This is a genomic window from Streptomyces sp. (assembly GCF_035563135.1).
In the GTDB taxonomy this organism is placed as follows: Bacteria; Actinomycetota; Actinomycetes; order Streptomycetales; family Streptomycetaceae; genus Streptomyces.
Window position 1 is genome coordinate 1 of sequence record NZ_DATMVN010000881.1, and the last position, 21,528, is coordinate 21,528.

At 72.1% G+C, this 21,528-nt stretch carries 23 protein-coding genes; 11 read left to right on the top strand and 12 right to left on the bottom strand.

Features of this window, described 5'->3' with window-relative positions:
- Both VN520_RS38800 and VN520_RS38805 read right to left on the bottom strand, forming a co-directional pair.
- The coding region (locus VN520_RS38800) for an exonuclease subunit SbcD (RefSeq protein WP_325751659.1) at positions 1-408 on the bottom strand (408 nt) is incomplete at its 3' end.
- Between the two features lie 138 nt (positions 409-546).
- Positions 547-1,173: a YigZ family protein gene (locus tag VN520_RS38805; protein WP_325751660.1), complete on the bottom strand. Its 627-nt coding sequence runs from the start codon at positions 1,171-1,173 to the stop codon at positions 547-549.
- 81 nt (positions 1,174-1,254) lie between these two features.
- Between VN520_RS38805 and VN520_RS38810 the strand changes: the two genes are divergently transcribed.
- Together VN520_RS38810 and VN520_RS38815 are read left to right on the top strand one after the other, a co-directional pair.
- A complete protein-coding gene (locus VN520_RS38810; RefSeq protein ID WP_325751661.1) occupies positions 1,255-1,671 on the top strand; it encodes a CoA-binding protein in 417 nt (138 codons plus the stop codon).
- An 84-nt stretch (positions 1,672-1,755) separates the two neighbouring features.
- Entirely contained in the window at positions 1,756-2,559 is an 804-nt protein-coding gene (locus VN520_RS38815; RefSeq protein ID WP_325751662.1) for an AAC(3) family N-acetyltransferase, read from the top strand.
- A gap of 67 nt (positions 2,560-2,626) precedes the next feature.
- Here the strand turns inward: VN520_RS38815 and VN520_RS38820 are convergent, their stop codons facing one another.
- Complete coding sequence (locus VN520_RS38820) at positions 2,627-3,211, bottom strand: XRE family transcriptional regulator (RefSeq protein WP_325751663.1); 585 nt, start codon at positions 3,209-3,211, stop codon at positions 2,627-2,629.
- 91 nt (positions 3,212-3,302) lie between these two features.
- Entirely contained in the window at positions 3,303-4,055 is a 753-nt protein-coding gene (locus VN520_RS38825; RefSeq protein ID WP_325751664.1) for an acyltransferase, read from the bottom strand.
- A 147-nt stretch (positions 4,056-4,202) separates the two neighbouring features.
- On the opposite strand from VN520_RS38825, the gene VN520_RS38830 reads away from it, so the two are divergent.
- Positions 4,203-4,736 carry a gamma carbonic anhydrase family protein gene (locus VN520_RS38830; RefSeq protein WP_325751665.1) on the top strand — a complete coding sequence of 178 codons (534 nt, stop codon included), beginning with the start codon at positions 4,203-4,205 and terminating at the stop codon, positions 4,734-4,736.
- 51 nt (positions 4,737-4,787) lie between these two features.
- On the opposite strand, the gene VN520_RS38835 is transcribed toward VN520_RS38830, so the two are convergent.
- A complete protein-coding gene (locus VN520_RS38835; protein WP_325751666.1) occupies positions 4,788-5,450 on the bottom strand; it encodes a DedA family protein in 663 nt (220 codons plus the stop codon).
- A gap of 126 nt (positions 5,451-5,576) precedes the next feature.
- A complete protein-coding gene (locus tag VN520_RS38840) occupies positions 5,577-6,029 on the bottom strand; it encodes a DUF4442 domain-containing protein (protein ID WP_325751667.1) in 453 nt (150 codons plus the stop codon).
- 94 nt (positions 6,030-6,123) lie between these two features.
- On the opposite strand from VN520_RS38840, the gene VN520_RS38845 reads away from it, so the two are divergent.
- On the top strand, positions 6,124-7,167 hold the full coding sequence (locus VN520_RS38845) for a hypothetical protein (protein ID WP_325751668.1): 1,044 nt from the start codon (positions 6,124-6,126) through the stop codon (positions 7,165-7,167).
- 67 nt (positions 7,168-7,234) lie between these two features.
- Positions 7,235-8,545, top strand: a complete 1,311-nt coding sequence (locus VN520_RS38850; protein ID WP_325751669.1) for an MFS transporter — start codon at positions 7,235-7,237, stop codon at positions 8,543-8,545.
- Here the strand turns inward: VN520_RS38850 and VN520_RS38855 are convergent.
- From VN520_RS38855 to tuf, 3 genes are all read right to left on the bottom strand, one after another.
- A complete protein-coding gene (locus VN520_RS38855) occupies positions 8,507-9,352 on the bottom strand; it encodes a fused MFS/spermidine synthase (RefSeq protein ID WP_325751670.1) in 846 nt (281 codons plus the stop codon). The genes VN520_RS38850 and VN520_RS38855 overlap by 39 nt on opposite strands.
- Before the next feature lie 39 nt (positions 9,353-9,391).
- Positions 9,392-10,243, bottom strand: coding sequence for a patatin-like phospholipase family protein (locus VN520_RS38860; protein WP_325751671.1), 852 nt, complete (start codon positions 10,241-10,243; stop codon positions 9,392-9,394).
- 70 nt (positions 10,244-10,313) lie between these two features.
- Positions 10,314-11,483 (bottom strand): elongation factor Tu, encoded by a 1,170-nt coding sequence (gene tuf / locus VN520_RS38865; protein ID WP_325751672.1) that lies wholly within the window; start codon positions 11,481-11,483, stop codon positions 10,314-10,316.
- Between the two features lie 497 nt (positions 11,484-11,980).
- On the opposite strand from tuf, the gene VN520_RS38870 reads away from it, so the two are divergent.
- The 5 genes from VN520_RS38870 (at position 11,981) to lnt (ending at position 17,839) form a co-directional block, all read left to right on the top strand.
- The gene (locus VN520_RS38870; RefSeq protein WP_325751673.1) at positions 11,981-12,727 is read left to right on the top strand and encodes a TVP38/TMEM64 family protein; all 747 of its coding nucleotides are present in this window, start codon (positions 11,981-11,983) and stop codon (positions 12,725-12,727) included.
- Positions 12,728-12,899: 172 nt separating this feature from the next.
- Positions 12,900-13,772, top strand: coding sequence for an undecaprenyl-diphosphate phosphatase (locus tag VN520_RS38875; protein ID WP_325751674.1), 873 nt, complete (start codon positions 12,900-12,902; stop codon positions 13,770-13,772).
- A gap of 141 nt (positions 13,773-13,913) precedes the next feature.
- The gene (locus VN520_RS38880; protein ID WP_325751675.1) at positions 13,914-14,768 is read left to right on the top strand and encodes an SGNH/GDSL hydrolase family protein; all 855 of its coding nucleotides are present in this window, start codon (positions 13,914-13,916) and stop codon (positions 14,766-14,768) included.
- 375 nt (positions 14,769-15,143) lie between these two features.
- On the top strand, positions 15,144-16,007 hold the full coding sequence (locus VN520_RS38885) for a universal stress protein (protein ID WP_325751676.1): 864 nt from the start codon (positions 15,144-15,146) through the stop codon (positions 16,005-16,007).
- A gap of 203 nt (positions 16,008-16,210) precedes the next feature.
- The gene (gene lnt, locus VN520_RS38890) at positions 16,211-17,839 is read left to right on the top strand and encodes an apolipoprotein N-acyltransferase (RefSeq protein ID WP_325751677.1); all 1,629 of its coding nucleotides are present in this window, start codon (positions 16,211-16,213) and stop codon (positions 17,837-17,839) included.
- Here the strand turns inward: lnt and VN520_RS38895 are convergent.
- Together VN520_RS38895 and VN520_RS38900 are read right to left on the bottom strand one after the other, a co-directional pair.
- The gene (locus VN520_RS38895) at positions 17,763-18,668 is read right to left on the bottom strand and encodes a Gfo/Idh/MocA family oxidoreductase (protein WP_325751678.1); all 906 of its coding nucleotides are present in this window, start codon (positions 18,666-18,668) and stop codon (positions 17,763-17,765) included. The two genes, lnt and VN520_RS38895, sit on opposite strands and share 77 nt — an antisense overlap.
- A 33-nt stretch (positions 18,669-18,701) precedes the next feature.
- A complete protein-coding gene (locus VN520_RS38900) occupies positions 18,702-19,913 on the bottom strand; it encodes an FAD-dependent monooxygenase (RefSeq protein WP_325751679.1) in 1,212 nt (403 codons plus the stop codon).
- A gap of 84 nt (positions 19,914-19,997) precedes the next feature.
- Here VN520_RS38900 and VN520_RS38905 point away from each other — a divergent pair, with 84 nt between their 5' ends.
- Positions 19,998-20,633 (top strand): TetR/AcrR family transcriptional regulator, encoded by a 636-nt coding sequence (locus tag VN520_RS38905; protein WP_325751680.1) that lies wholly within the window; start codon positions 19,998-20,000, stop codon positions 20,631-20,633.
- A 316-nt stretch (positions 20,634-20,949) separates the two neighbouring features.
- On the opposite strand, the gene VN520_RS38910 is transcribed toward VN520_RS38905, so the two are convergent.
- A complete protein-coding gene (locus tag VN520_RS38910; protein WP_414720085.1) occupies positions 20,950-21,435 on the bottom strand; it encodes a hypothetical protein in 486 nt (161 codons plus the stop codon).
- Between the last annotated feature and the right edge of the window lie 93 nt (positions 21,436-21,528).

Sequence of the window (21,528 nt, forward strand, 5' to 3'; positions counted from 1 at the left end):
GAGGGCCGGCTCCAGATAGGGCTGCCCGTAGAACGCCACGTCACCCTGCGCGTCGTGCAGTACGACCGGAGTGGAGCAGTCTCCGGGGTCGGTACGCAGATGGATCCCGGCCCGTGCGATCAGCCCGGCACCGACGCCGAGCCTGCGGGCTGAGTCGTGGTTGCCGGAGATCATGACGGCCGGCACTCCGGCGGCGGCGAGCCGGTGCAGCGCGTCGTCGAACAGCTGGACCGCCGGGAGCGGTGGCACGGCCCGGTCGTAGACATCGCCCGCCACGACCACCACGTCCACCGCGTGTTCCCGCACCGTTTTGACGAGGTGGTCGAGGTAGGCGGACTGGGCGTCGAGCATCGAAACGCGGTGGAACGACCGCCCCAGGTGCCAGTCCGAGGTGTGCAGGATCCTCATGACATCACTCCGACGACTCCGACGTGCTTGTTCCGCTTCCCCCGCGCGGGGACCCGGCCGGCCCCGCACCCCGCGCGCCCTCGTCCACGGCCGGCCCGCCCACACCGGTGCCGGGCGGCCCCGGGTCCTTCGTCCGGCTCATACATCCCCGTACGCCTCGCCGCCCAGTTCGAGCGTCGCGGAGCCCGCGGTGGCGTCGGCCAGCCACGCCCTGAACCCGTCGACGCCCGCGGCCGGCAGCCCGACGGCGATGGTCACGGCCTCCGCGTAGGTGACGCCGCGGACGGCCACACCGGTGGCGCGCAGATCGTTCTCCAGCTTGCCCGCCCGCTGGTGGTCCACGGTGAGGGTGGCGAGGCGGAACCGGCGGCGGACGGTCGTGCCCAGCGCGTCGAGCGCCTCACCGACCGCTCCTCCGTACGCTCGGATCAGTCCGCCCGCGCCGAGCTTGACGCCGCCGAAATAACGGGTGACGACGGCGACGGCGTAGCGCACCTCCCTGCGCATGAGCATCTGCAGCATGGGGAGCCCCGCGGTCCCGCCGGGCTCCCCGTCGTCACCGGCCTTCTGCACGGAGGCGTCGGCGCCGATGACGTAGGCGAAGCAGTGGTGATTGGCGGTGGGGTGCTCCTTGCGGATGCGCGCGACGAAATCCTGCGCCTCCTGCTCGGTGGCGGCCGGGGCGAGCGCGCAGAGGAAACGCGATCGGCTGACCTCGGTCTCGTGCACGCCCGCGCGGGCGACTGTCCGGTACTGCTCCTGCATCGGTCCACCCTATGCGCCGGTCCGCCGGCGTTTTCACCCTCCCGTGGGGAATGGTCCCGAGGGACCGTCCGTTGACCGGGCATGTACGCAGACGATGAGACGGTTCGCAGGATCCTCCAGGACACGGGTGACACCTGGGCGGTGGTCGGTCTGTCCGGCAACCGCTCCCGCGCGGCCTACGGGGTGGCGGAGGTCCTCAGACGCTTCGGCAAGAGGGTGGTGCCCGTCCACCCCAAGGCGGAGCCGGTCCACGGCGAACAGGGGTACGCCTCACTGGCGGACATCCCCTTCCCCGTGGATGTGGTGGACGTCTTCGTCAACAGTGACCTGGCGGGCGGTGTCGCCGACGAGGCGGTGGAGGCCGGAGCGAAGGCGGTCTGGTTCCAGCTCGGCGTGATCGACGAGGAGGCGTACGAGCGCACACGCGAGGCAGGCCTCGCGATGGTGATGGACCGCTGCCCCGCGATCGAGATCCCCCGCCTGGACCCCCGCCGCTGATCCCCGCCCCGTGGGGCCGGTCACCGGCCGCGGTGGACCGCCGCACGCCGGGCGTGGTGTCGCGGGACGCCCCGGCGGAGGATGATGGCTGTCGTGACACAGCCTCTCCTCCTCGGCGGTGAACGCGTCGCCGCCCAGCTGTACGAGCTCGGCGTGCGGCCAGGGGGCGTCCTGCTGGTGCACGCCTCGATGCGCTCCGCCGGTGGCGACGCCGTGAGCATGGCCGGCGCGCTGCTCCGGGCTCTGGGTCCGGCGGGGACGCTGGTGACCCCGGCCTTCACTCCGGAGAACTCCGACACCTCGCGCTCCTACCTGGACCGGGTGCGCGGCCTGAGTGACGAGGCCCGCGCCGTGGTGCGCGCGGCGATGCCGGCGTTCGATCCCGCCACGTCGCCCGCACCCACGATGGGCGCGCTCGCCGAGACGGTGCGGCTGGCTCCGGGGGCGCTGCGCAGTACCCACCCGCAGACCTCGTTCGCCGCACTCGGCCCGGCGGCGGCAGCGCTGCTCGCCGGCCACCGCCAGGACTGCCACCTGGGTGAGGGGTCCCCTCTGGCCCGGCTGTACGAGGCTGATGCGCAGGTCCTGCTGCTGGGCACGGGCTTCGACCGCTGCACCGCCTTCCACCTCGCGGAATACCGCCGGCCCGCTCCACCGCGCCGGCTCTACCGGTGCGTGGTGACGTCACAGGGCGGGCGCCGCTGGTGGGAGTACGAAGACGTCGCTCTGGACGACAGCGACTTCGCCGCTCTCGGGGAGGACTTCGCACGCTCCGGACCGGTCGGTACCGGCCGGGTGGGGGCGGCCCGGAGCCATCTGTTCCCTCTCCGCACGGCCGTGGATTTCGCCACGGGATGGCTCGCTGAGCGCCGGACCGGCCGCCCCTGAGCGGTCCGCGTCGAAGGCGTCCAGGGGTGCGCGCGTACCGCTTACGCCAACAGCCCCCGTGAACAGCTCACTTGCCTTGCCGGCGCACCGGCGGGATCGATACCGCCATGGTCAGTCCGGCGGGCTCGGAGCCGTCGTTGCGATAGGCGTGCGGCACGTGGGCCTCGAACGTCGCGGAGGTACCGGCGGGCACCATGTGGGCCTCACCGTCCACGACCAGGGTCAGTTCGCCCGCTGTGACGTGGAGGAGCTCCACCGTTCCTTCGGGGTGCGGGTCGGAGTCGCTGCTGTCCCCGGGCATCAGCTGCAAGGACCAGAGCTCGATCGGGCCCCTGGCCTCCGCGCCCACCAGCAGCGTGGTCGAACTGCCCGCCTCCGTCGACCACATCCGCACCGCCTGGTCCTCGGGCACCAGTCGCACCCGGGGGCCCTGCTCGTGGTCGAGCAGCGTGGTGATGCTGACCCCCAGCGCGTCGGCGAGCTTGACGGTGGTGCCGACGCTCGGGTTCGTACGCGCCTGCTCGATCTGGATGATCATGCCGCGGCTGACTCCTGCCCGGGCCGCGAGGGCGTCAAGGGTGAAGCCACGTTCGCCTCGCCAGCGCTTGAGGTTACGGGCGAGCGACTGGGTGAGCTGATCGAGGTCAGACACATTCCGTCCAATATTCTGGATGATGGAGTCAAAATAGTGCACCACGGTGCGATGCGCCCGGACGGTCACCACACTGTACTGCGAGGCGGATTCAGGCCTCGTCGGCCGGTTCCTCCAGCAATGTCGCCACAGCGGCCAACTGCTCGGGCGTGACGCCCTCGGGGATCGGCACCGGCGCGGGGGTACGCAGCGGCGGGTACCAGCCCCTCTCCGGGTCCCAGCTCCGCACCACCCGGGCCGGCGCCCCCGCCACCACCGCGTGGTCCGGGACCTCCCCGCGTACGACGGCGCCCGCCGCGACCACCACGTTGCGGCCGAGCCTGGCCCCCGGAAGGATCACCGCTCCGGTGCCGATCCAGCACCCGGGCCCGATCACGACCGGCTCCATGCGCGGCCACTGCTTGCCGACCGGTTCATGGGGATCGTCGTAGCTGTGGTTGGTGGAGGTGATGTAGACGTACGGACCGCAGTAGGTGTCCGAGCCGATCGACACCGTGGTGTCGGCGATGACATGGCTGCCCCGGCCCAGTACGACACCGTCGCCCAGGGTGAGGACGGTCCCGGACCCCAGATCCAGATCGGGCATCAGACCGGCCGTGAGGGTCACCTGTTCACCGATGATGCAGTGGTCGCCCAGCTCGATCCATGGCTCCCCGAAGACCGTTCCCTGCGGAAAGGCGAGCCGGGTGCCCGTACCGATACGGCCGAACCGGAGCCGCCCGGGGTGCTGCGCGGTGACCGCTCCGGTCTCCTGCACCCAGGCCCAGACGCGGTGGACGGCGCGGGACGTGACAGCACGCCGCCGCAGGGCCAGGGAGGAGAACAGCTTCCGCTTCTTCGGCACCCGCCCACGGTAGTCGGCCCGGCCGGAGCGGATCCGCGCGACGAACTGTGATGTTCACCCCACCTGCCCAGGTCACCGGGGCCGTCCACTACGGTTCGTGCCGAGCAGGGGCGCCGAGGCGCACCACACCCACCGGAGGAGCAGGCGATGACGGAACAGGCGTTGGTCACCGGTATCGGCGGCAAGGAGCCGGACATCGACCCAGGCGCCTTCCTCGCGCCGACCTCCGTCGTCGTCGGCGAGGTGTCGTTGGCCGCAGGCTCCAGCGTCTGGTACCACGCCGTGCTGCGAGGGGACGGGGGTCCCATCTCCCTCGGACCGGACAGCAACATCCAGGACAACTGCAGTGTGCACACCGATCCCGGCTTCCCGCTGACGGTGGGCGCCAGGGTCTCGGTCGGCCACAACGCCGTGCTGCACGGCTGCATCATCGAGGACGACGTGCTGGTGGGCATGGGCGCCACGGTGCTCAACGGCGCACATGTCGGAGCGGGTTCACTGATCGCGGCGCAGGCCCTCGTGCCGCAGGGGATGCGGGTGCCGCCGGGGTCCCTCGTCGCCGGCGTGCCCGCCAAGGTCAGGCGGGAGCTGACCGCCGAGGAGCGTGAGGGCATCGCCTTCAACGCGGCCGGCTACGTGGAGCTGGCGAAGGCCCACCGTGAGGCGCACCGGGAGAGCTGACAGCCGCGGGGCCGGAGCGGCCCGGGCGAGGCGGACCCGGGACGCGCCGGATCAGTCGGTCGCGGGGACCGCGTCCCGCCCGGACGACGGCGCCGGGGGGCCGTCCTGCTCCGCGGCCTTCCTGGCGCGGTTCTTCAGCACGAGCATCGAGACCACGCCGATCAGCACGGCCGCCAGCAGCCCCAGCCACGAGAAGCGCTTGAGCCATGCCTCGGCGACGACTCCCACCGAGTAGATGACGGCGGTGGTACCGCCCGCCCAGACGATTCCGCCGAGCACGTTGGCGATCAGGAACTTCCAGTACGGCATGCGCAGGACACCGGCCAGCGGCCCCGCGAAGATGCGGAGGAGCGCGACGAAGCGGCCGAAGAAGACCGCCCACACACCCCACTTCTCGAACGACCGCTCCGCCATGGCGATCTGCGGTTCCCCGAAGTGCTTGGGGAACTTCCCGCCGCACCAGGCGAGCAGCGGGCGCCCTCCCCTGCGGCCGATGGCGTAACCGATCGAGTCACCGATGACCGCCCCGGCCGACGCACAGGCGCCCAGCACCACGGGGTCGATGTCGCCGTGCTGGGAGGCGAGGAGCGCCGAACTCACGAGAATGATCTCTCCGGGCAGCGGGATGCCCAGACTTTCGAGTCCGATGACGACCCCCACCAGGAGGTAAATGCTGACCGCGGGGACGGTCTCGAGCCACTCCTGGACGTGCAACGCGGGTCCTTCCCGTAAGGAATCTGCAGCCGTGCACCACGGGTGCACGGCGGGCAGCCTACCGGGCCGGACGGCCGGATCGGCCGCCGCCGGCCCACGACCGGAGCGCGCGGGGCCGGGCAGGAGTCAGCGGTTCGGACGCAGCGTCCAGACGACACTCATCTCGCTGGTGACGGCGCCGTCGGCGCGGCGGATCTCGACCTTCACGGGGAACTCCGGACGTTTCCCCCCGTCCAGCTCGGCGACGACCTCGGCTGCCGGACGGCACAGCACCGCGGTCGCGGTGAGGTCGCCCATGGCCACCTTCTTGAAGGCCATCTCCGTGGTGACGGGCAGCGGGACGGCCCGGGCCATCTGGTCCCCGAACGCGGCGACGACGATCGCGCCGCTCGCCGACTCCGCGAGCGTGAACATCGCCCCGGCATGGGGCCCGCCGAGGTGGTTGTGATATTCGGCCCGGTCGGGTAGCGAGAGCACAGCGCGCTCCGCGGTCGTCTCCAGGTAGGTGATGCCGAGGGTCCGGACCATCGGGACGCTCGCGGACAGGATGTCGCCGACCGTCGTTTCTTCAGTGCTCATGGCAACGATGTTACTAACGAGTAGAACTCTTTGGCCATTCCCTCACAGGGGCGTTTGTAGCAGAGGGCTCCAGACCCCTCTATGGTTACTGGCCATGTGGCCAGGACAGCAGCCGCCCGGGGGCGAGCAGAACCCGCAGGACCGGAATCAGAACCCGTACCAGCAGCCGGGGTACCAACAGCCCAATCCCTACCAGCAGCCGGGATATCACCAGCAGGGTCAGCCAGGGCAGCAGCCGGGATACCCGCAGCCCAACCCGTACCAGCAGCCCACCGTGCCGCAGTACGCCGTCCCGGGCGGGCCCGGCGGCCCGCAGCCGGACGACAGGAGGAAGACGACGCTCGTCGCCGTCCTCGCGGCCACCGCGGTCGTCATCACGGCGGTCGTCACCGGTGTCGTCGTCATGGACAAGGACGACGGCAAGGGCGGCTCGGACGTGGCCGGCGGCAAGGCGTCCTCGTCACCGTCCACGAAGGCGTCCGACGCCGCGTCCTCCCCCGCGGCGAACCCGCGCGGCGGTGAGGACGCCGCGCCCACGGTTCCGGGCTGGAAGGTCGTGACCAACCCCAAGTGGGGCACGCAGTTCGACGTGCCCGGCGACTGGGAGGTGGCGGGCACCGGTGTGATCTCGGGCTTCGAGGACGTGAAGGACCCCACGGGCCCGCCGGCGGTCGGTTTCTCCGCGCCCGCGCACTACAAGAGCAAGTGGTGCGTCGACGACACCGACAAGGACGGCACCGAGGAGGACACCAGCCTGGCCGGTGTCGGCACCAAGGGTGCCCAGGGCGCCAAGAGCACGGACGAGGCAGCCACGAACGAGGCGGCCAACTGGGTCTGGGCCGCCTACGCGCAGGAGGACCCGAAGGAGAAGGTCAAGATCGCCAAGGCCAAGCCGTACACGACGAAGTCGGGCCTCTCCGGCAGCGTCGTCACGGCCACCGCCGCCGGGCTGGCCAACAAGAACAAGTGCGACACGGACGGCAAGTCGATCGCGTTCACCTTCAAGAACGCCAAGGGCGAGTACTCGTCCTGGATCCTCTACGCCAACGCCGGTGTCGACGACGAACTCCCGGACGCCACCATCCAGAAGATCCTCAGCACGGTGCGCCTGGCGGAGGGTGCGGGGACAGCCTCCTGAGCCTTCGGCGCACACGGCCGGGGACCTCCATTTGGCGGGAGGGGGGTGGGGCGGGGATAGTCCCTTGGTGACTTCCGCCGCCCCTTCCCCCTCATCCGCTCCCCGCTCCCTGCCGGCGGGCCGCAATTTCGGTCTGCTGACCGCCGCCGCGATCATCACGAGCCTGGGTACCAACGGCGCGCTGATCGCAGCGGCGTTCGCCGTTCTGGAGTCGGGCGGCGACAGCGGTGACGTCGGTCTGGTCGCCGCCGCGCGCACGGCGCCGCTGGTCCTCTTCCTGCTGATCGGCGGCGCGGTCGCGGACCGGCTGCCGCGCCACCGGGTGATGGTGGCCGCGAACACGCTCAACTGCGTCTCGCAGGCCGCGTTCGCCTGGCTGGTCCTGACCGGCGACGCCCAGCTGTGGCAGATGATGCTGCTGACGGCACTGTGCGGTACGGGGCAGGCCTTCTTCGGTCCGGCCGCCGAGGGCATGTTGCTGTCCAGCGTCAGTGCCGAACAGGCGGCCCGCGCCTTCGCCTTCTTCCGGATGTCCATGCACGGTGCCGCCATCGGCGGCGCCGCACTCGGTGGTGCCATGATCGCGGCCATGGACCCGGGCTGGGTGCTGGCGGTCGACGCGGCGGCGTTCGCCGTGGCCGGTGCGCTCCGGGCCTTCCTGAACGTGAGCCACATCCCCGCGCGCGCCCCCGGCGGCGGGCTGCTCGCCGATCTCCGGGAGGGCTGGCAGGAAGTCGCCGGGCGTCCTTGGCTCTGGGCCGTCGTGCTGCAGTTCTCCGTGGTCGTGGCCGTCGTCGGGGCCGCCGAGGCGGTGTACGGACCGCTGGTGGCGCAGGACGAGCTCGGTGGCGCCCGCCCTTGGGGCTTCGCGCTCGCGGCGTTCGGCGTCGGCACCCTGGGCGGGGCGCTGCTGATGATGCGGTGGAAACCGCGGCGGCTGCTGCTGGCCGGGACGCTCTGCGTGTTTCCGCTGGCCCTGCCGTCCGCGGCGCTCGCGGTCCCGCTGCCGGTGGCCGCCCTCTGCGGGGTGATGTTCGTGACCGGGGTCGCCATCGAGGTGTTCGGGGTCTCCTGGATGACGGCTCTCCACCAGGAGATACCGGAGGAGAAGCTCTCCCGGGTCGCGGCGTACGACTGGTTCGGCTCGGTCGCGATGGTGCCGCTGGCCACTGCGGCGGCCGGCCCGGTGGAGACGCTCGTGGGCCGCAGCGAGGCCCTGTGGGGCTGTGCCGCTCTGATCGTGCTGGTGACGGCGGGGGTGCTGTTCGTCCCGGATGTGCGGAATCTGACGCGGCGCAGCGTGGTGGAGAAGATCAGCGTTCCGGAGCCGTCCCGGGAATCAGCCGATGCTGAAGGCTCCGTCGGGGGGCTCCGGTGAGGCCACGGCCTCGTCGTCCCGCACCGGCTCCGCGTCGCCGACGAGCCGGGCGAGCGCCGCTCCGTGCTCGACCCGCGCGGGGAACGCGTCGGCGGCGCAGAGCCTGGTGAGCGGTGCGATGGCGAGGGGCGTGCGCGAGGCGAGCAGCACGGCGTTGCCGAAGCGCCGGCCGCGCAGGACGGCCGGCTCGGCGATGAGGGCGAGCTCGTCGAACACCTCGGCGAAGTTGGCCAGTTGCGACCGCAGGAAGGTGAAGGGCGCGCTGTCGGCCAGGTTGGCCGCGTAGATGCCGTCCGTCCGCAGGACACGTCCGGCGGCCCGCGCGTACTCGACGGAGGTGAGGTGCGCCGGCACCCGCGTACCGCCGAAGACGTCGGCGACCAGAAGATCGGCGGAACTCCCGGGTGCCTCTTCGAGCCAGCACCGGGCGTCGGCGGCGTGCACGGTGACACCGGCTCCTTCGGGCAGCGGCAGGTGCTCGCCGACCAGTTCCACGAGGCCCCGGTCCGCCTCGGCCACGTCCTGCCGGGAGCCGGCCCGGGTCGCCGCGACATAACGCGGCAGAGTGAGCGCGCCGCCGCCGAGATGCACTACGTCCAGCGGCTTCCCCGGGGCACCGGCCAGGTCCACGACGTGGCCGAGCCGTCGTACGTACTCGAATTCGAGGTGCTCGGGATCATCGAGATCGACGTACGACTGCGGGGCGCCGTCGACCGTGAGCAGCCAGGCCCGGTCGCGGTCGACGTCGGGCAGCAGTCCGGCGGTGCCGCGGTCGGTGTCGCGGATCACGGGTATCGGCTCGTTCACTCCCCCATTGTGGCGGGTGCCGGGCGCTCTCCCCGCCGCTCAGCCGTTCCACACCGCGGCGACCGCTTCGGTGTGGGCCGCGGACTGGGCGAGACCGGCCCTGGCGGCCGCGGCCCGGCGCGCGGGGTCCAGGCTGTTGCGCCCGATGGCCTTCCGGGTGCCGGCGTCCGGGGTGATGACCTCGGCACGGGCACCCGCTGCCTCCAGTTCGGCGGCCTGCGCGCGGGGCGAGGCGATCACCTTGCTGCCACTGGCGGTGGGCGCGATCACGACGACGCGTTCGTAGCCGGAAGCGAGCTGTGCGTTGGCCGGGGAGTGCACGCCCCCGTCGATCCAGTCCCCGCCTCCGGCGCTGACCACGGGCCAGACCGCGGGGACCGCGCAGCTCGCGGTGACGGCGTCGGCGAGCGTGACCGGGCCCGTCCTGTCGAAGGTGTGCAGCGCGCCCGTCGACGCGTCCACGGCGGTGACCAGCAGGTGCCGCGCGGGCCATTCGGGCGACGGAAGCAGACTCGCGATCCTCTCCCGCCGCTCGTCCGCCGTCGCGGCGGGACGGCTGTTCCGGGCCAGGGCACCCAGTTTCCGGCCGTACTCCTCGGGCGTACGGGAGGAAAGCACCGCTCTCGCGTAACGCAGGACGGTGACGGGGCCGAGCCGGCCGGCCGCCGCCTTCTCGTCCTCCGGGGCGGCGAGCTGCCGCTCGTAGAGGGCGTCGACACCGGCAGGTCCGAATGCGAGCTGCGCCCCGACGATGGCTCCCGCCGAGCTTCCGACGATCAGATCGGCGGTGGAGAGGTCGACACCCGCCTTGGCGAGTCCGTGCAGGACGCCGGTTTCCCAGGCGGTGCCGGTGACGCCTCCGGCACCCAGTACGAGAGCTGTGTCTGCCATGGGCCCCAGTCTGCCGCAGAAGGCGCGGCCCGCCTCCCCGGGGTGGGGAGAACGGGCCGCGCATGTGCCGTCAGAGCAGGCCGGTGACCGTACCGGCGCCGACCGTGCGGCCGCCCTCGCGGATCGCGAAGCCGAGGCCGGGCTCCAGCGGGACGTCACGGCCGAGCTCGACGGTCATGGTGACCGTGTCACCGGGCCGCGCGACCGCCGCGTCGCCGAGGTCGACGTCCCCGACGACGTCCGCCGTGCGGATGTAGAACTGCGGCCGGTACCCCGTGGTCACCGGCGTGCTCCGGCCTCCTTCCCGAGCCGGCAGGACGTACACCTGCGCGGTGAAGCGCCGGCTCGGAACAACGCTCCCGGGCGCCGCCACGACATGGCCGCGGCGGGCCCGGTCGCGCTCGACCCCGCGCAGCAGCAGCGCGACGTTGTCGCCGGCCTCCGCGGACTCCATCGGCTTCCCGAAGGTCTCCAGGCCGGTGACGACGGTCTCGACCTCCGCGCCGAGCACCGACACCCGGTCTCCGACGCGCACCGTGCCGCGTTCCACGGCGCCGGTGACCACGGTGCCGCGGCCCGTGATGGTGAGCACGTTCTCCACGGACAGGAGGAACGGCGCGTCGGTGTAGCGCACCGGCATCGGTACGTACGTGTCGACGGCGTCCAGCAGCCCCTCGACAGCCGCGGTCCAGCGTGGGTCGCCCTGCAGTGCGCCGAGCCCCGACACCCGTACGACGGGCACGGTGTCCCCGCCGTAACCGTGCGCGGAGAGCAGCTCGCGGACCTCCAGCTCGACCAGGTCGGTGAGTTCGGGGTCGCCCGCGTCCGCCTTGTTGAGGGCGACGACGATGTGATCGACGCCGACCTGACGGGCCAGCAGGACGTGCTCCGCGGTCTGCGGCATGATGCCGTCGAGCGCGGACACGACGAGGATCGCCCCGTCGAGCTGCGCCGCTCCGGTGACCATGTTCTTGATGTAGTCGGCGTGGCCGGGCATGTCGACGTGCGCGTAGTGCCGGGTGTCGGTCTCGTACTCGACGTGCGCGATGTTGATGGTGATGCCGCGCTGCGCCTCCTCGGGGGCCCGGTCGATCCGGTCGAACGGTACGAAGGTGCCGGTGCCGCGGTCGCTGAGCACCTTGGTGATGGCGGCGGTCAGGGTGGTCTTGCCGTGGTCGACGTGACCCATGGTGCCGATGTTGAGGTGCGGCTTGGTGCGCACGTATGCCGTCTTGGGCATGGCTCGTTCCTCGGAATTCGAAGCTGAAGAGAGAAGACCCCGGGGCCCCGCCGACCCTCCCCTCACGGGGTCCGCCGGACTGTCGGGGGAGGGTCAGCTTCGGGCGCCGCCGAAGGGCGCTGCGGCAGCGGCGAACGCTGCGTCAACTGCTGCCGTGCATGCGGCCGCGAGGCTCACGGCAGCCTTCGGCGCGTCCGCGACTGCGGACCGCGCTGCGAGGAAGGCGTACCGGAACATGCCCCTGATCATGGCGGAGCGGTGCGGCGGCGTCGAACGGTTTTCGCGGGCGGACCGAACTGAGTGCCGCGCGGCGGGGTCCCCGTAGGGCCTGACTGCGGCAGCCGGCTGCTGAACGGTACGGCGGCTACGCCCTGTTCCGCACCGGGCCGGACCGCCGGGTGGGCCGCCCGAAGGGACCGGGGTACGTGACGAGTGACTCGTCACCTGTCACCCGCGCATTACGACGATCACACACTTGTTTCGGTTACGCTCCCCAGATGTTCGACCCCGCCCCCGCAACACGGCCCTCCACCGGCCTAGCAGTGCGCTGTACGAGGGCGCTGCTCTCCCCCTGGTCCCGATTCTCCCTGCTCGTGGCGGTCCTGCTGGCCGCTGCCGGCACGATGGTGCTGTTCGAACCACAGCGCCTGCTGGCCTCCGGCTGGCCACCACAGCTCACCGGCTCCGCCGCCGCGATGCTGTTCGGGCTCGCGTACGGCGTGTGCACCGTGGCTTTCGTGCCGCGCCCGCTGCTCAATCTGGCCGCCGGTGCGCTGTTCGGCGCCCAGGCCGGTCTCGCGGCAGCGCTGGCAGGCACCGTCCTCGGTGCGGGTGTCTCCTTCCTGCTCGGCAGGGTGCTCGGGCAGGACGCGCTCCGGACGCTGTTGCGCGGCAAGTACCTGAAGGCCGCGGACGGACTGCTGAGCCGGCACGGGTTCCGGTCCATGCTGGCGCTGCGGCTCTTCCCCGGAGTGCCGTTCGCCGCGGCCAACTACTGTGCGGCGACCTCCCGCATGGGCTATCCCCCGTTCCTGCTGGCCACGGGGCTCGGCTCGATCCCGAACACGGCCGCGTACGTCATCGCGGGCAGTACGGCCTCCTCACCGACCTCGCCGGTGTTCCTGGCGGCGATGGGCTTCATCGTGCTGTCCGGCGCGGGGGCGGCTCTGGTGGCCTGGCGCCGGCGGCACCGGCTGAGCGCGACGGCCGGCGCGGCGTCCCAGGAGGCGGACGGTACGGCGTAGCCAGGGGCAGGCGGAAGACTGTTCACCCACAGGCGATACGCTGCGCGCAACCGACAGAGGATGTCCGGGGCCATGGCGTCCCGTCCCCCTTTTCTGACCGCAACCGCACACCGCCGACGGCCTTCGCGTCCGTCGGCCGTTGCATGAGTACCTCCGGGATGGCCTAAGCCCCATGAGCTGGTTCGAATCATTCGTCCTGGGCCTCGTTCAGGGACTGACCGAGTTCCTGCCGATCTCCTCCAGCGCGCATCTGCGGCTGACCGCGGCGTTCGCGGGCTGGCACGACCCGGGAGCGGCGTTCACCGCGATCACACAGATCGGCACGGAGACCGCGGTTCTCATCTACTTCCGCAAGGACATCGCGCGGATCGTCTCGGCCTGGTTCCGGTCGCTGACCGATTCCTCGATGCGCGGCGATCACGACGCCCAGATGGGCTGGCTGGTCATCATCGGCTCGATTCCCATCGGCGTACTCGGCATCACGCTCAAGGATCAGATCGAGGGCCCGTTCCGTGATCTGCGTCTGATCGCGACGACCCTGATCGTGCTGGGCGTCGTCCTCGGTATCGCGGACCGGCTCGCGGCCCGCGACGAGACCGGCGGCAAGCACCGGGCGATCAAGGAACGCAAGTCACTGAAGGAACTGGGTGTCAGGGACGGTCTGATCTTCGGCTTCTGCCAGGCGATGGCCCTGATCCCGGGCGTCTCCCGCTCGGGTGCGACGATCAGCGGCGGTCTGCTCATGGGCTACAGCCGTGAGGCGGCGGCCCGCTACTCCTTCCTGCTGGCGATCCCGGCAGTACTGGCCTCGGGGGCGTACGAGCTGAAGGACGCGGGCGAGGGGCATGTCTCCTGGGGGCCGACGATCTTCGCGACGGTCATCGCGTTCGTGGTCGGCTACGCGGTCATCGCATGGTTCATGAAGTTCATCACCACGAAGAGCTTCATGCCGTTCGTCATCTACCGCATCATTCTGGGCATCGTGCTGTTCGTCCTGATCTCAGCCGGCGTACTGAGCCCGCACGCGGGCGAGTCCGCCGGCTGAGAAGGGCAGCGCGTCACGAACCGCCCCCGCCCGCAGCCGTCGGTGCCGGCCGCGGGCGGGAGCCGTGCGGGCGGCCCGGGGGCCGGCCGGCCGTCGGTCATTTCACCGATGACGTGGGGGCCCGGGCGCGGGAAGTTGGGCGTGGCCACGGCAGCAGGCGTCATGCGCCGGCCGTGCGCCGCCGTCTTCGCTCCCCACACCACGGAGAACCCCATGCCCCTCTCCCGTACGGCCGGAGTCGCGATCCTGGCCCTCGCGCTCGTCCCGGTCCCCGTGTCCACGGCGGCGGCCGGCCCGGAGGCCGCCGAGGTGAACTACGTGGCCCTCGGTGACTCGTACGCCTCCGGCACCGGCGCCGGCAGCTACTCCGACCTGGCGTGCACGCGGAGCCGTAACGCCTATCCCGCTCTCTGGGCCGACGCCAACGACCCGGCTTCGTTCACTTTCGCCGCCTGCGGCGGCGCGAAGATCCCCGATGTGCTGAGTGATCAGGTGGGCGAGCTGGACAAGGACACCACCCTGGTCAGTCTGAGCATCGGGGGCAACGACTCCGGGTTCGCGTCCACCATGCTCAGCTGTCAGTACTCCACCCGGTCGGCGTGCGAGCGGGCGCTGGACACGGCCGGGGAGTACGTCGTGAACGAACTGCCGGGCGAGCTGGACAGCCTGTACGCGACCGTCCGTGAGCGGGCGCCCCACGCCGAGGTCGTCGTCATCGGATACCCGCACCTCTACAAGGAGGGCGGCCTCTGCCCCGGCGGACTGAGCTCGGCCAAGCGCACGGCCGTCAACCAGGGTTCCGATCTGCTCAACGAGACGATCGCGGGCCGCGCGGAGGCGGCCGGGTTCGCCTTCGCGGACGGCCGGCCGGCCTTCGCCGGGCACGAGATCTGCACGAGCGACGCATGGATCAGCAGCAGCAACGTCCACCCCACGGCCGAGGGCCACGAGTCCGCGTACCTCCCGGCTTTCAGCGCAGCCGTGCCGAGGAACTGAATCCCCTGCACGTCGCGTACGCCACGCTTGTCGGCGGCGAGCTGTTCGGCGTACGCGGCGGCGGCGTCCTCCTGGAGCCAGGACCACACGGTGCACCGTCCGCCGGGCTCCCTGCCGATGTCGAGGTCCGGACCGCAGCCGGCGACGCGGCCGGCACGGTCATGGGCGGCTCCCCTCGGGGGACGCCGACAGCGCGACGGTACGGAGGAGCCGCACCCGGGCGTCCCGCCGGACGGTCAGGCGTGGTGACGTCCGCCGCGCAGCCGGCCGGGTACGCCGGTGAGGCCGCCGGGCCTGCGGCGCACGATCAGGTCATAATCACGACCGGGGCCGTTCCCTCCCGGCCCGGGAGTTCTCCGCCCCCTGGAGGCCTGTATGACCGCCGACGACCTTCCCGTGATCGCCGCGGTGGACGGTTCCGCGCACAGCTGGGAGGCGCTCGACTGGGCAGCCGCCGAAGCCGTGCGCGGCGGTCTGCCGCTGCTGATCGTGCACGTGCGGCCCCTCACCCGGCGTACGGAGGAGGGGCAGGGCCTCCGGGAGGCCGAGGAACTGCTCGCGCAGGCCGTGCTGCGCACCTCCCGGCTCGCCCCCGGGCTGCGGGCCTCGACTCTGGCCCCGCTGGACTTCCCTTCGGCGGCGCTGGTCTCGCTCAGCCGTGACGCCTCGATGGTGGTCGTCGGATCCCGCGGTCTCGGCGGATTCCGCTCGCTGATGATCGGGTCCAACAGTCTGGCCACCGCGTCGATGGCGCGGTGTCCGGTCGTGGTCGTCCACACCCGGCGGACCGGTGAGAACGAGGCGGAGCCGGCTGATGCCTTCACGGACATCGTCGCCGGGGTCGCCGCCGACGAGAGCAGCGGAGCGGTCCTCGATTTCGCCTACGAGGTCGCCGCCTCCAGACCGGGCGCGCGACTGCGGCTCGTACACGGGTGGACGATGTTCTCGTCGGTGCTCTCCGGCGGACCGGTGTTCGACACCGGGGCGGCGGCGGACGCGGCGGACCGTTCCCTGGCCGAACTCACGGCGGAGCGAAACGGGAAGTACCCGCACGTGGACGTCGTACGCGAACCTGTCCGCGGCTCTGCGTCGCGCACGCTGGTGACGGCCTCGGCCACCGCCGCGCTGACCGTGGTCGGGCGGCGCAAGGGCGGCGAGTCCCTCGGCCTCGGCCTCTCCCCCGTGGCGCAGACGACGGTGACCCATGCCCTCGGTCCGGTGGCCGTCGTCCCCGTCTGACCCCGGGCCCTCGCCCGGGTCACGGGCCGTGCGCAGCCCGTGGCGCTCCGCGCCGGCCGATGCCCCGGCGCGTGGCTCCTCGGCCCGAGGGACCCGGTGGCCTCGGCCGCGTGCGCCCCGGTGGCCGCGGCACGTCCCCCTGTGCGCGGCCGGTGTTCTGCACCACACTGGGATCAAGGGCAGGACCGGCGAGAGGGAGAGGCATGCCGAGGCGTGGCGGGCGGCTTCCGGCCGGGCGCGCGGGCGAAGGCGGCGCACGGCTGTACGAGCGGCTGCTGGGTTCCCGCACCGGTCGCGGCGCTGCGGCGCTGTGCGCGGGCGCTCTGCCCGCCCTGGCGTTCCCCGCGCCCTCGCTCTCGTGGTTCGCCCACGTCGCGCTGGTGCCCTGGCTGCTGCTGATCCGCTCGGCACCCACAGGGCGGCGTGCGGCGGTCGACGGCTGGCTCGGCGGTACGGGCTTCATACTCGCCGTGCACCACTGGCTGATGCCGAGCCTTCATGTGTTCATCGTGGTCCTGGCCGCCCTGCTCGGTCTGCTGTGGGCTCCCTGGGGCCTGCTCGTGAACCGGCTGCTCGGCGGCTCGCCGTCCGTCCGGCGCTCCGTGGCCGCTGTCGCGGTGGCGCCCTCCGGGTGGCTGATGATCGAGCTGGTCCGCTCCTGGGAGGGGCTCGGCGGCCCCTGGGGGCTGCTGGGGGCCAGCCAGTGGGACGTCCCGCTCGCGCTGCGTACCGCTTCCGTCGGTGGCGTATGGCTGGTCGGTCTGGGCGTGGTAGCCGTGAACACCGCGGTGACGGTTCTGCTCGCCGTACCGACGGGCCGCAGGGCGGCGGGCGCGTGTCTGGTCGCGGGGGCCGTGGGTGTGGGTGCGACAGCCCTGTGGGCGCCGCGGCCCGAGCAGACCGGTTCGGTCCGCATCGCCGTGGTGCAGCCGGGGGTCGTGGACGGCCCCGGCAGTGTCGAGCGCCGGTTCGCGCGCAGCGAGGAACTGACCCGTGGTCTGGCGGGCCAGGACGTGGAGCTGGTCGTGTGGGGCGAGAGCAGTGTGGGCGTCGATCTGTCCCGCGACCGGGAGGCGGCGGGACGCCTCGCCCGTCTGTCGCGTCTGGTCGGAGCGGATGTGCTGGTCAACATGGACGCCCGGCGCACGGACGGCCCTGACCGCGCCGGGATCTTCAAGTCCGCTGTGCTGGTGGGCCCGGAAGGCCTCACGGGAGACCGTTACGACAAGATGCGCCTGGTGCCGTTCGGTGAGTACGTCCCGGCCCGTGCGTTGCTCGGCTGGGCGACCTCGGTGGGCAGGGCGGCGGGAGAGGACCGGCTGCGCGGCGGCGGCCCCGTGGTGATGGACCTGCCGGACGGGCTGCGGGTGGGTCCTCTGGTGTGTTTCGAGTCGGCCTTCCCCGACATGAGCCGGCAGCTGACGAGGGAGGGAGCCGAACTGCTGGTCGCCCAGTCGTCCACCTCGACGTTCCAGCACAGCTGGGCCCCCGCGCAGCACGCCTCGCTGGCGGCGCTGCGGGCGGCCGAGACGGGCCGCCCCACGGCGCACGCCACGCTCACGGGCGTGAGCACGGTGTACGGCCCCTGGGGCGGACGGGTGGGAGCACCGCTCGGTACGGACACGAGCGGCGCTGCCGTGTACGACGTTCCGCTCGCGCGTGGCACCACTCTCTACGTGCGGCTGGGCGCCTGGCCGGTGTACGGCGCGTCAGCGGTACTGGCCGGCTGGCTCGGTGCTGCCTGGCTGCGCTCCCTCAGGACGCCTGCTCCGACGCGTCCTGGATCACCCGCTCGCACAGCCGGTGCGTCTCCAGGGCGTCCTCCGCGCTGAGCACCTCCCCGGCCCGGACCGCGTCCAGGAAGGCCAGCGCACTCTGCTCGATGCCGCGCTGACGGGCGACGGGCACCCAGTCGCCGCGCCGCCGCAGGGTCGGCTGTCCCTTGTGGTCGAGGACGTCCGCGAGGTTGAGGACCTGCCGCTTGGTGTCCTGACCCGAGACCTCGAGGATCTCCTCGGTCGACCCGTTGAGCCTGTTCATCATCCCGATGGCGGTGAATCCGTCACCGGACAGCTGGAGCACCACGTGGTGCATGAGTCCGCCGGCGATCCGCGCCCGCACCACGACGCTCGACACGGGGCCGGGAACCAGGAAGCGCAGGGTGTCGACGACATGGATGAAGTCGTCCAGCACCATGGTGCGTGGGTCCTCGGGCAGGCCCACCCGGTTCTTCTGCATGAGGATCAGCTCACGAGGGTGTTCGGCGCACTGCGCGTACGACGGGGCGAGCCGTCGGTTGAAGCCGACCGCGAGAGTGACGCCGCGGTCCTCGGCGAGGGACACCAGCCGCTCGGACTCGGCGAGTTCGTAGGAGAGGGGCTTGTCGACGTAGGTGGGGACGCCCGCCTCGATCAGCTGCCCGACGATCTCGGCGTGCACGGCGGTCGGTGCGTGCACGAAGGCGGCGTCCAGCCCTTGGGCCAGGAGGGAGCCGAGATCCTCATGGCACTGCGTCACGGGGATCCGGTGGGCCCCGGCGACGGCCTTCAGCGTGGCGGGGGTGCGGGTCTGCAGATGCAGTTCGACGCCGGGCAGGGTTGCCAGCACCGGCAGATACGCCTTCTGTGCGATGTCGCCGAGCCCGATGCAGCCGACCTTCACGTCGCTCTCCCTGTCGCCTCGACCAGGGCCTCGTCACGGTCGTGACGTCCGTCCTCCCCTGGTCCGGGCAGCATACGTGCGCTGTGGCGGTTCCCAGTCGCAGATGCCGTCGAACGTCCGCAGGACGAGACCCGGGCCGAGACGGGAGACCGCGGACATCAGCGCGTTCCGCAGGGCGACGGCCGGTGCGCCGGACAGCCCCGTCATCCGGGAGACCTGTGCCGCCTTGCGGACCATGGCGGTCGTCCGGGGGAGCCTCGCCGCACTGTAGGCGGCCAGGCCCGCTCCCAGGTCTTCGTCCGGTGCGACGTGGTGCGCGAGCACGACGGCGTCCTCGATGGCCTGGTTCCCGCCCTGGCCCAGGAAGGGCACCATCGCGTGCGCGGAGTCACCGACGAGCACGGTGCGCCCCCGGTGGAAGGACGGCAGCGGATCGGCCAGGTGCCAGACGTCGTGGCGCAGGACCTGGTCCGGCTCGACGGCGGCGATGATCGCGGGGATCGGGTCGTGCCAGTCGCCGAATCCGCGCATCAGCTCCGCCTTCTCGTCGTCGGCGGCCCGGGTCCCGGCCGGGACGGCTGCCGCTGCGTAGGCGTAGATCCCGCCGTCCTTCAGCGGGTGGCTGCCCCACAGCGAACCCCTGCCCCAGGTCTCGTGCGAGCTGAAGCTGTGGCCGGCCCCGGGGGCGAGGAGGCGCCAGGTGGTGAATCCGCTGTACGAGGGGCCCGGGTGGCGTGGGAACAGCGTGGTGCGTACGGCCGAGCCGATGCCGTCGGCGCCGATCACCAGATCGGCCTCGATGTCCCCGGAGGCCGTCCTGACGAGGGCCGGGCCGCCGCCCGCGCTGCCCGGATCGACGAGCCGCGCCGGTGTGCCGGTGTGCACGGCGTCCGCGGGGAGTCGTGCGCGGAGAAGGCCGATGAGGACGGAGCGGCGCAGCAGGACGAGCGGCCCGCCGAACCGGTCGGCGGCGGCGGCGCTGTCCGTGCGGGCGAGCCAGCGCCCTGACGGCGTACGCATGCCGCCGTCGCCCTGCCAGGCCGCGAGGGACCTGACCTCGTCGCCGAGTCCGATGACATCGAGGGCCCGCTGGGAGTTGGGGGCGAGGCTGATGCCCGCGCCGACGGGCTCCAGCGAGGCGGCACGTTCGAGCACGGTGACCTGCCAGCCGCTGCGGTGCAGCGCTGCTGCTGTGGTGAGGCCGCCGATTCCGCTGCCGATGACCACCGCTCGGGACGTCGTCATGACTGGTCTCCCCCTCGGAACTACAGCTGTAGTGGGCAGTGCACACGCTACTACAGCTGTAGTGGCAAGCGGTAGGCTGGCTCCATGACCGCACGCTCCACGCCGGCCCGTACGACCGCTCCCGGCACCCCCCGGCCGGCCGGGTCCTCCCGCGCCGACCTGATCGCCGACGCCGCACTCGCCCTTCTCGCCGAGCGCGGGACGAGAGGCCTCACCCACCGGGCGGTGGACGAGCGGGCCGGGCTCCCCCAGGGCTCGACGTCCAACCACGCCCGCACCCGGCAGGCTCTGCTGGAAGCCGCCGTGCGCCGCCTCGCGGAGCTGGAGGCGCGGGTACTCGCTCCCGGGGATCTGCTCACGAGCAGTGATCCGGCCCGGATCGCCGCAGGGCTGGCCCACGCGCTGCACCGGTATCTGACCGGCAGCACCGAACTCCTGGTCTGCCGCTACGAACTGGCCCTGGAAGCCACCCGCCGCCCCGGTCTCCGGGCGTTCTACGACGACGCGGGCGGGAGGTTCCGCGACCCCCTGGTGGCCCTGATGACCGCCGCGGGATCGGCCGACCCGCAGCGTCACGCCCTCTCGGTGGTGGCCTGGGCCGAGGGAATGATGTTCGCGTGCGCAGTGGGGTCCTACCACCGGGCCGTGCCGACCGAGGACGAACTGCGCACGGGCTGCACCGAGTTGCTGCAGGGGATGCTCGGCCCCGGGGCCGGTTGAGCGAGGGCACGGCTGGCCATGGCTGCGCGAGGACGGCCGGCATGACGCCGGACGAACGTTCCGCGCCCCCTGCCGGCGCGCCCGAGCGGAGGACACTCGAAGGCGGCTCGGCTGCCACCGCACGGCCCTCGCCCTGAAGTGCGCGGGCTCACCGACGCGCAGCTGCGGGAGGTGTCCGTTCCCTGTCGGAATTCACCCTGCCCGGCCCCGTGCGGCACTCGCCGAGAACGAACGCGGAGGGTTCCGCGAGGTGCCGGCCGGTGAGGACGTACCGCCGGTCCACGGAACGGACGCGGGCGGCGCGCAGCCGGCCGCGTCATTCCCCGGGCGCACTCCCCCGCAGGCGCTGCTCCATGCGCCCGAGAGCGGCACGGACCCCTCCGCCGTATCCGTCGTCCTCCAGCACCCCGACGGCGTCCCACGCCCGGTCCAGGTGGATCCGGGCGGCCTCGAAGCGCTGCAGCTTCAGATAGTCCGCCGCCAGACTGAGATGCAGCGAGGGAACGAGCGCCCGTACGGCGGCCGCGTCCCGGTACTCGTCGTCCGGGGCCGTGACCGCTGCCGCGGACAGGCCTTCGACCGCTGCCCCGGACAGGCCTTCCGCCGCCGTCAACGCCCGGAGGTCCCAGGCGAGCTCGTCCCCGGGATCGTCCTGGGTGTCGGCCATGTAGTGGGCGAGGGTGCAGCGGTGCAGTGCCTCGCCGCGCTCACCGATCTCCGACCAGATGATCCCGAAGCGGTTGCGGGCCTCTTCCCTGTCCCCCGCGTGAAGCAGCATGACCGCCTGGCCGATCCTGGTCATGACGACGTCCCCCGGCGTTTCCCGCTGCTCCACTACAGAGATCTCCCTGATCACCGCCCGGCCTGTTCCGGTCGCCCCGACGCTAGCCGCAGC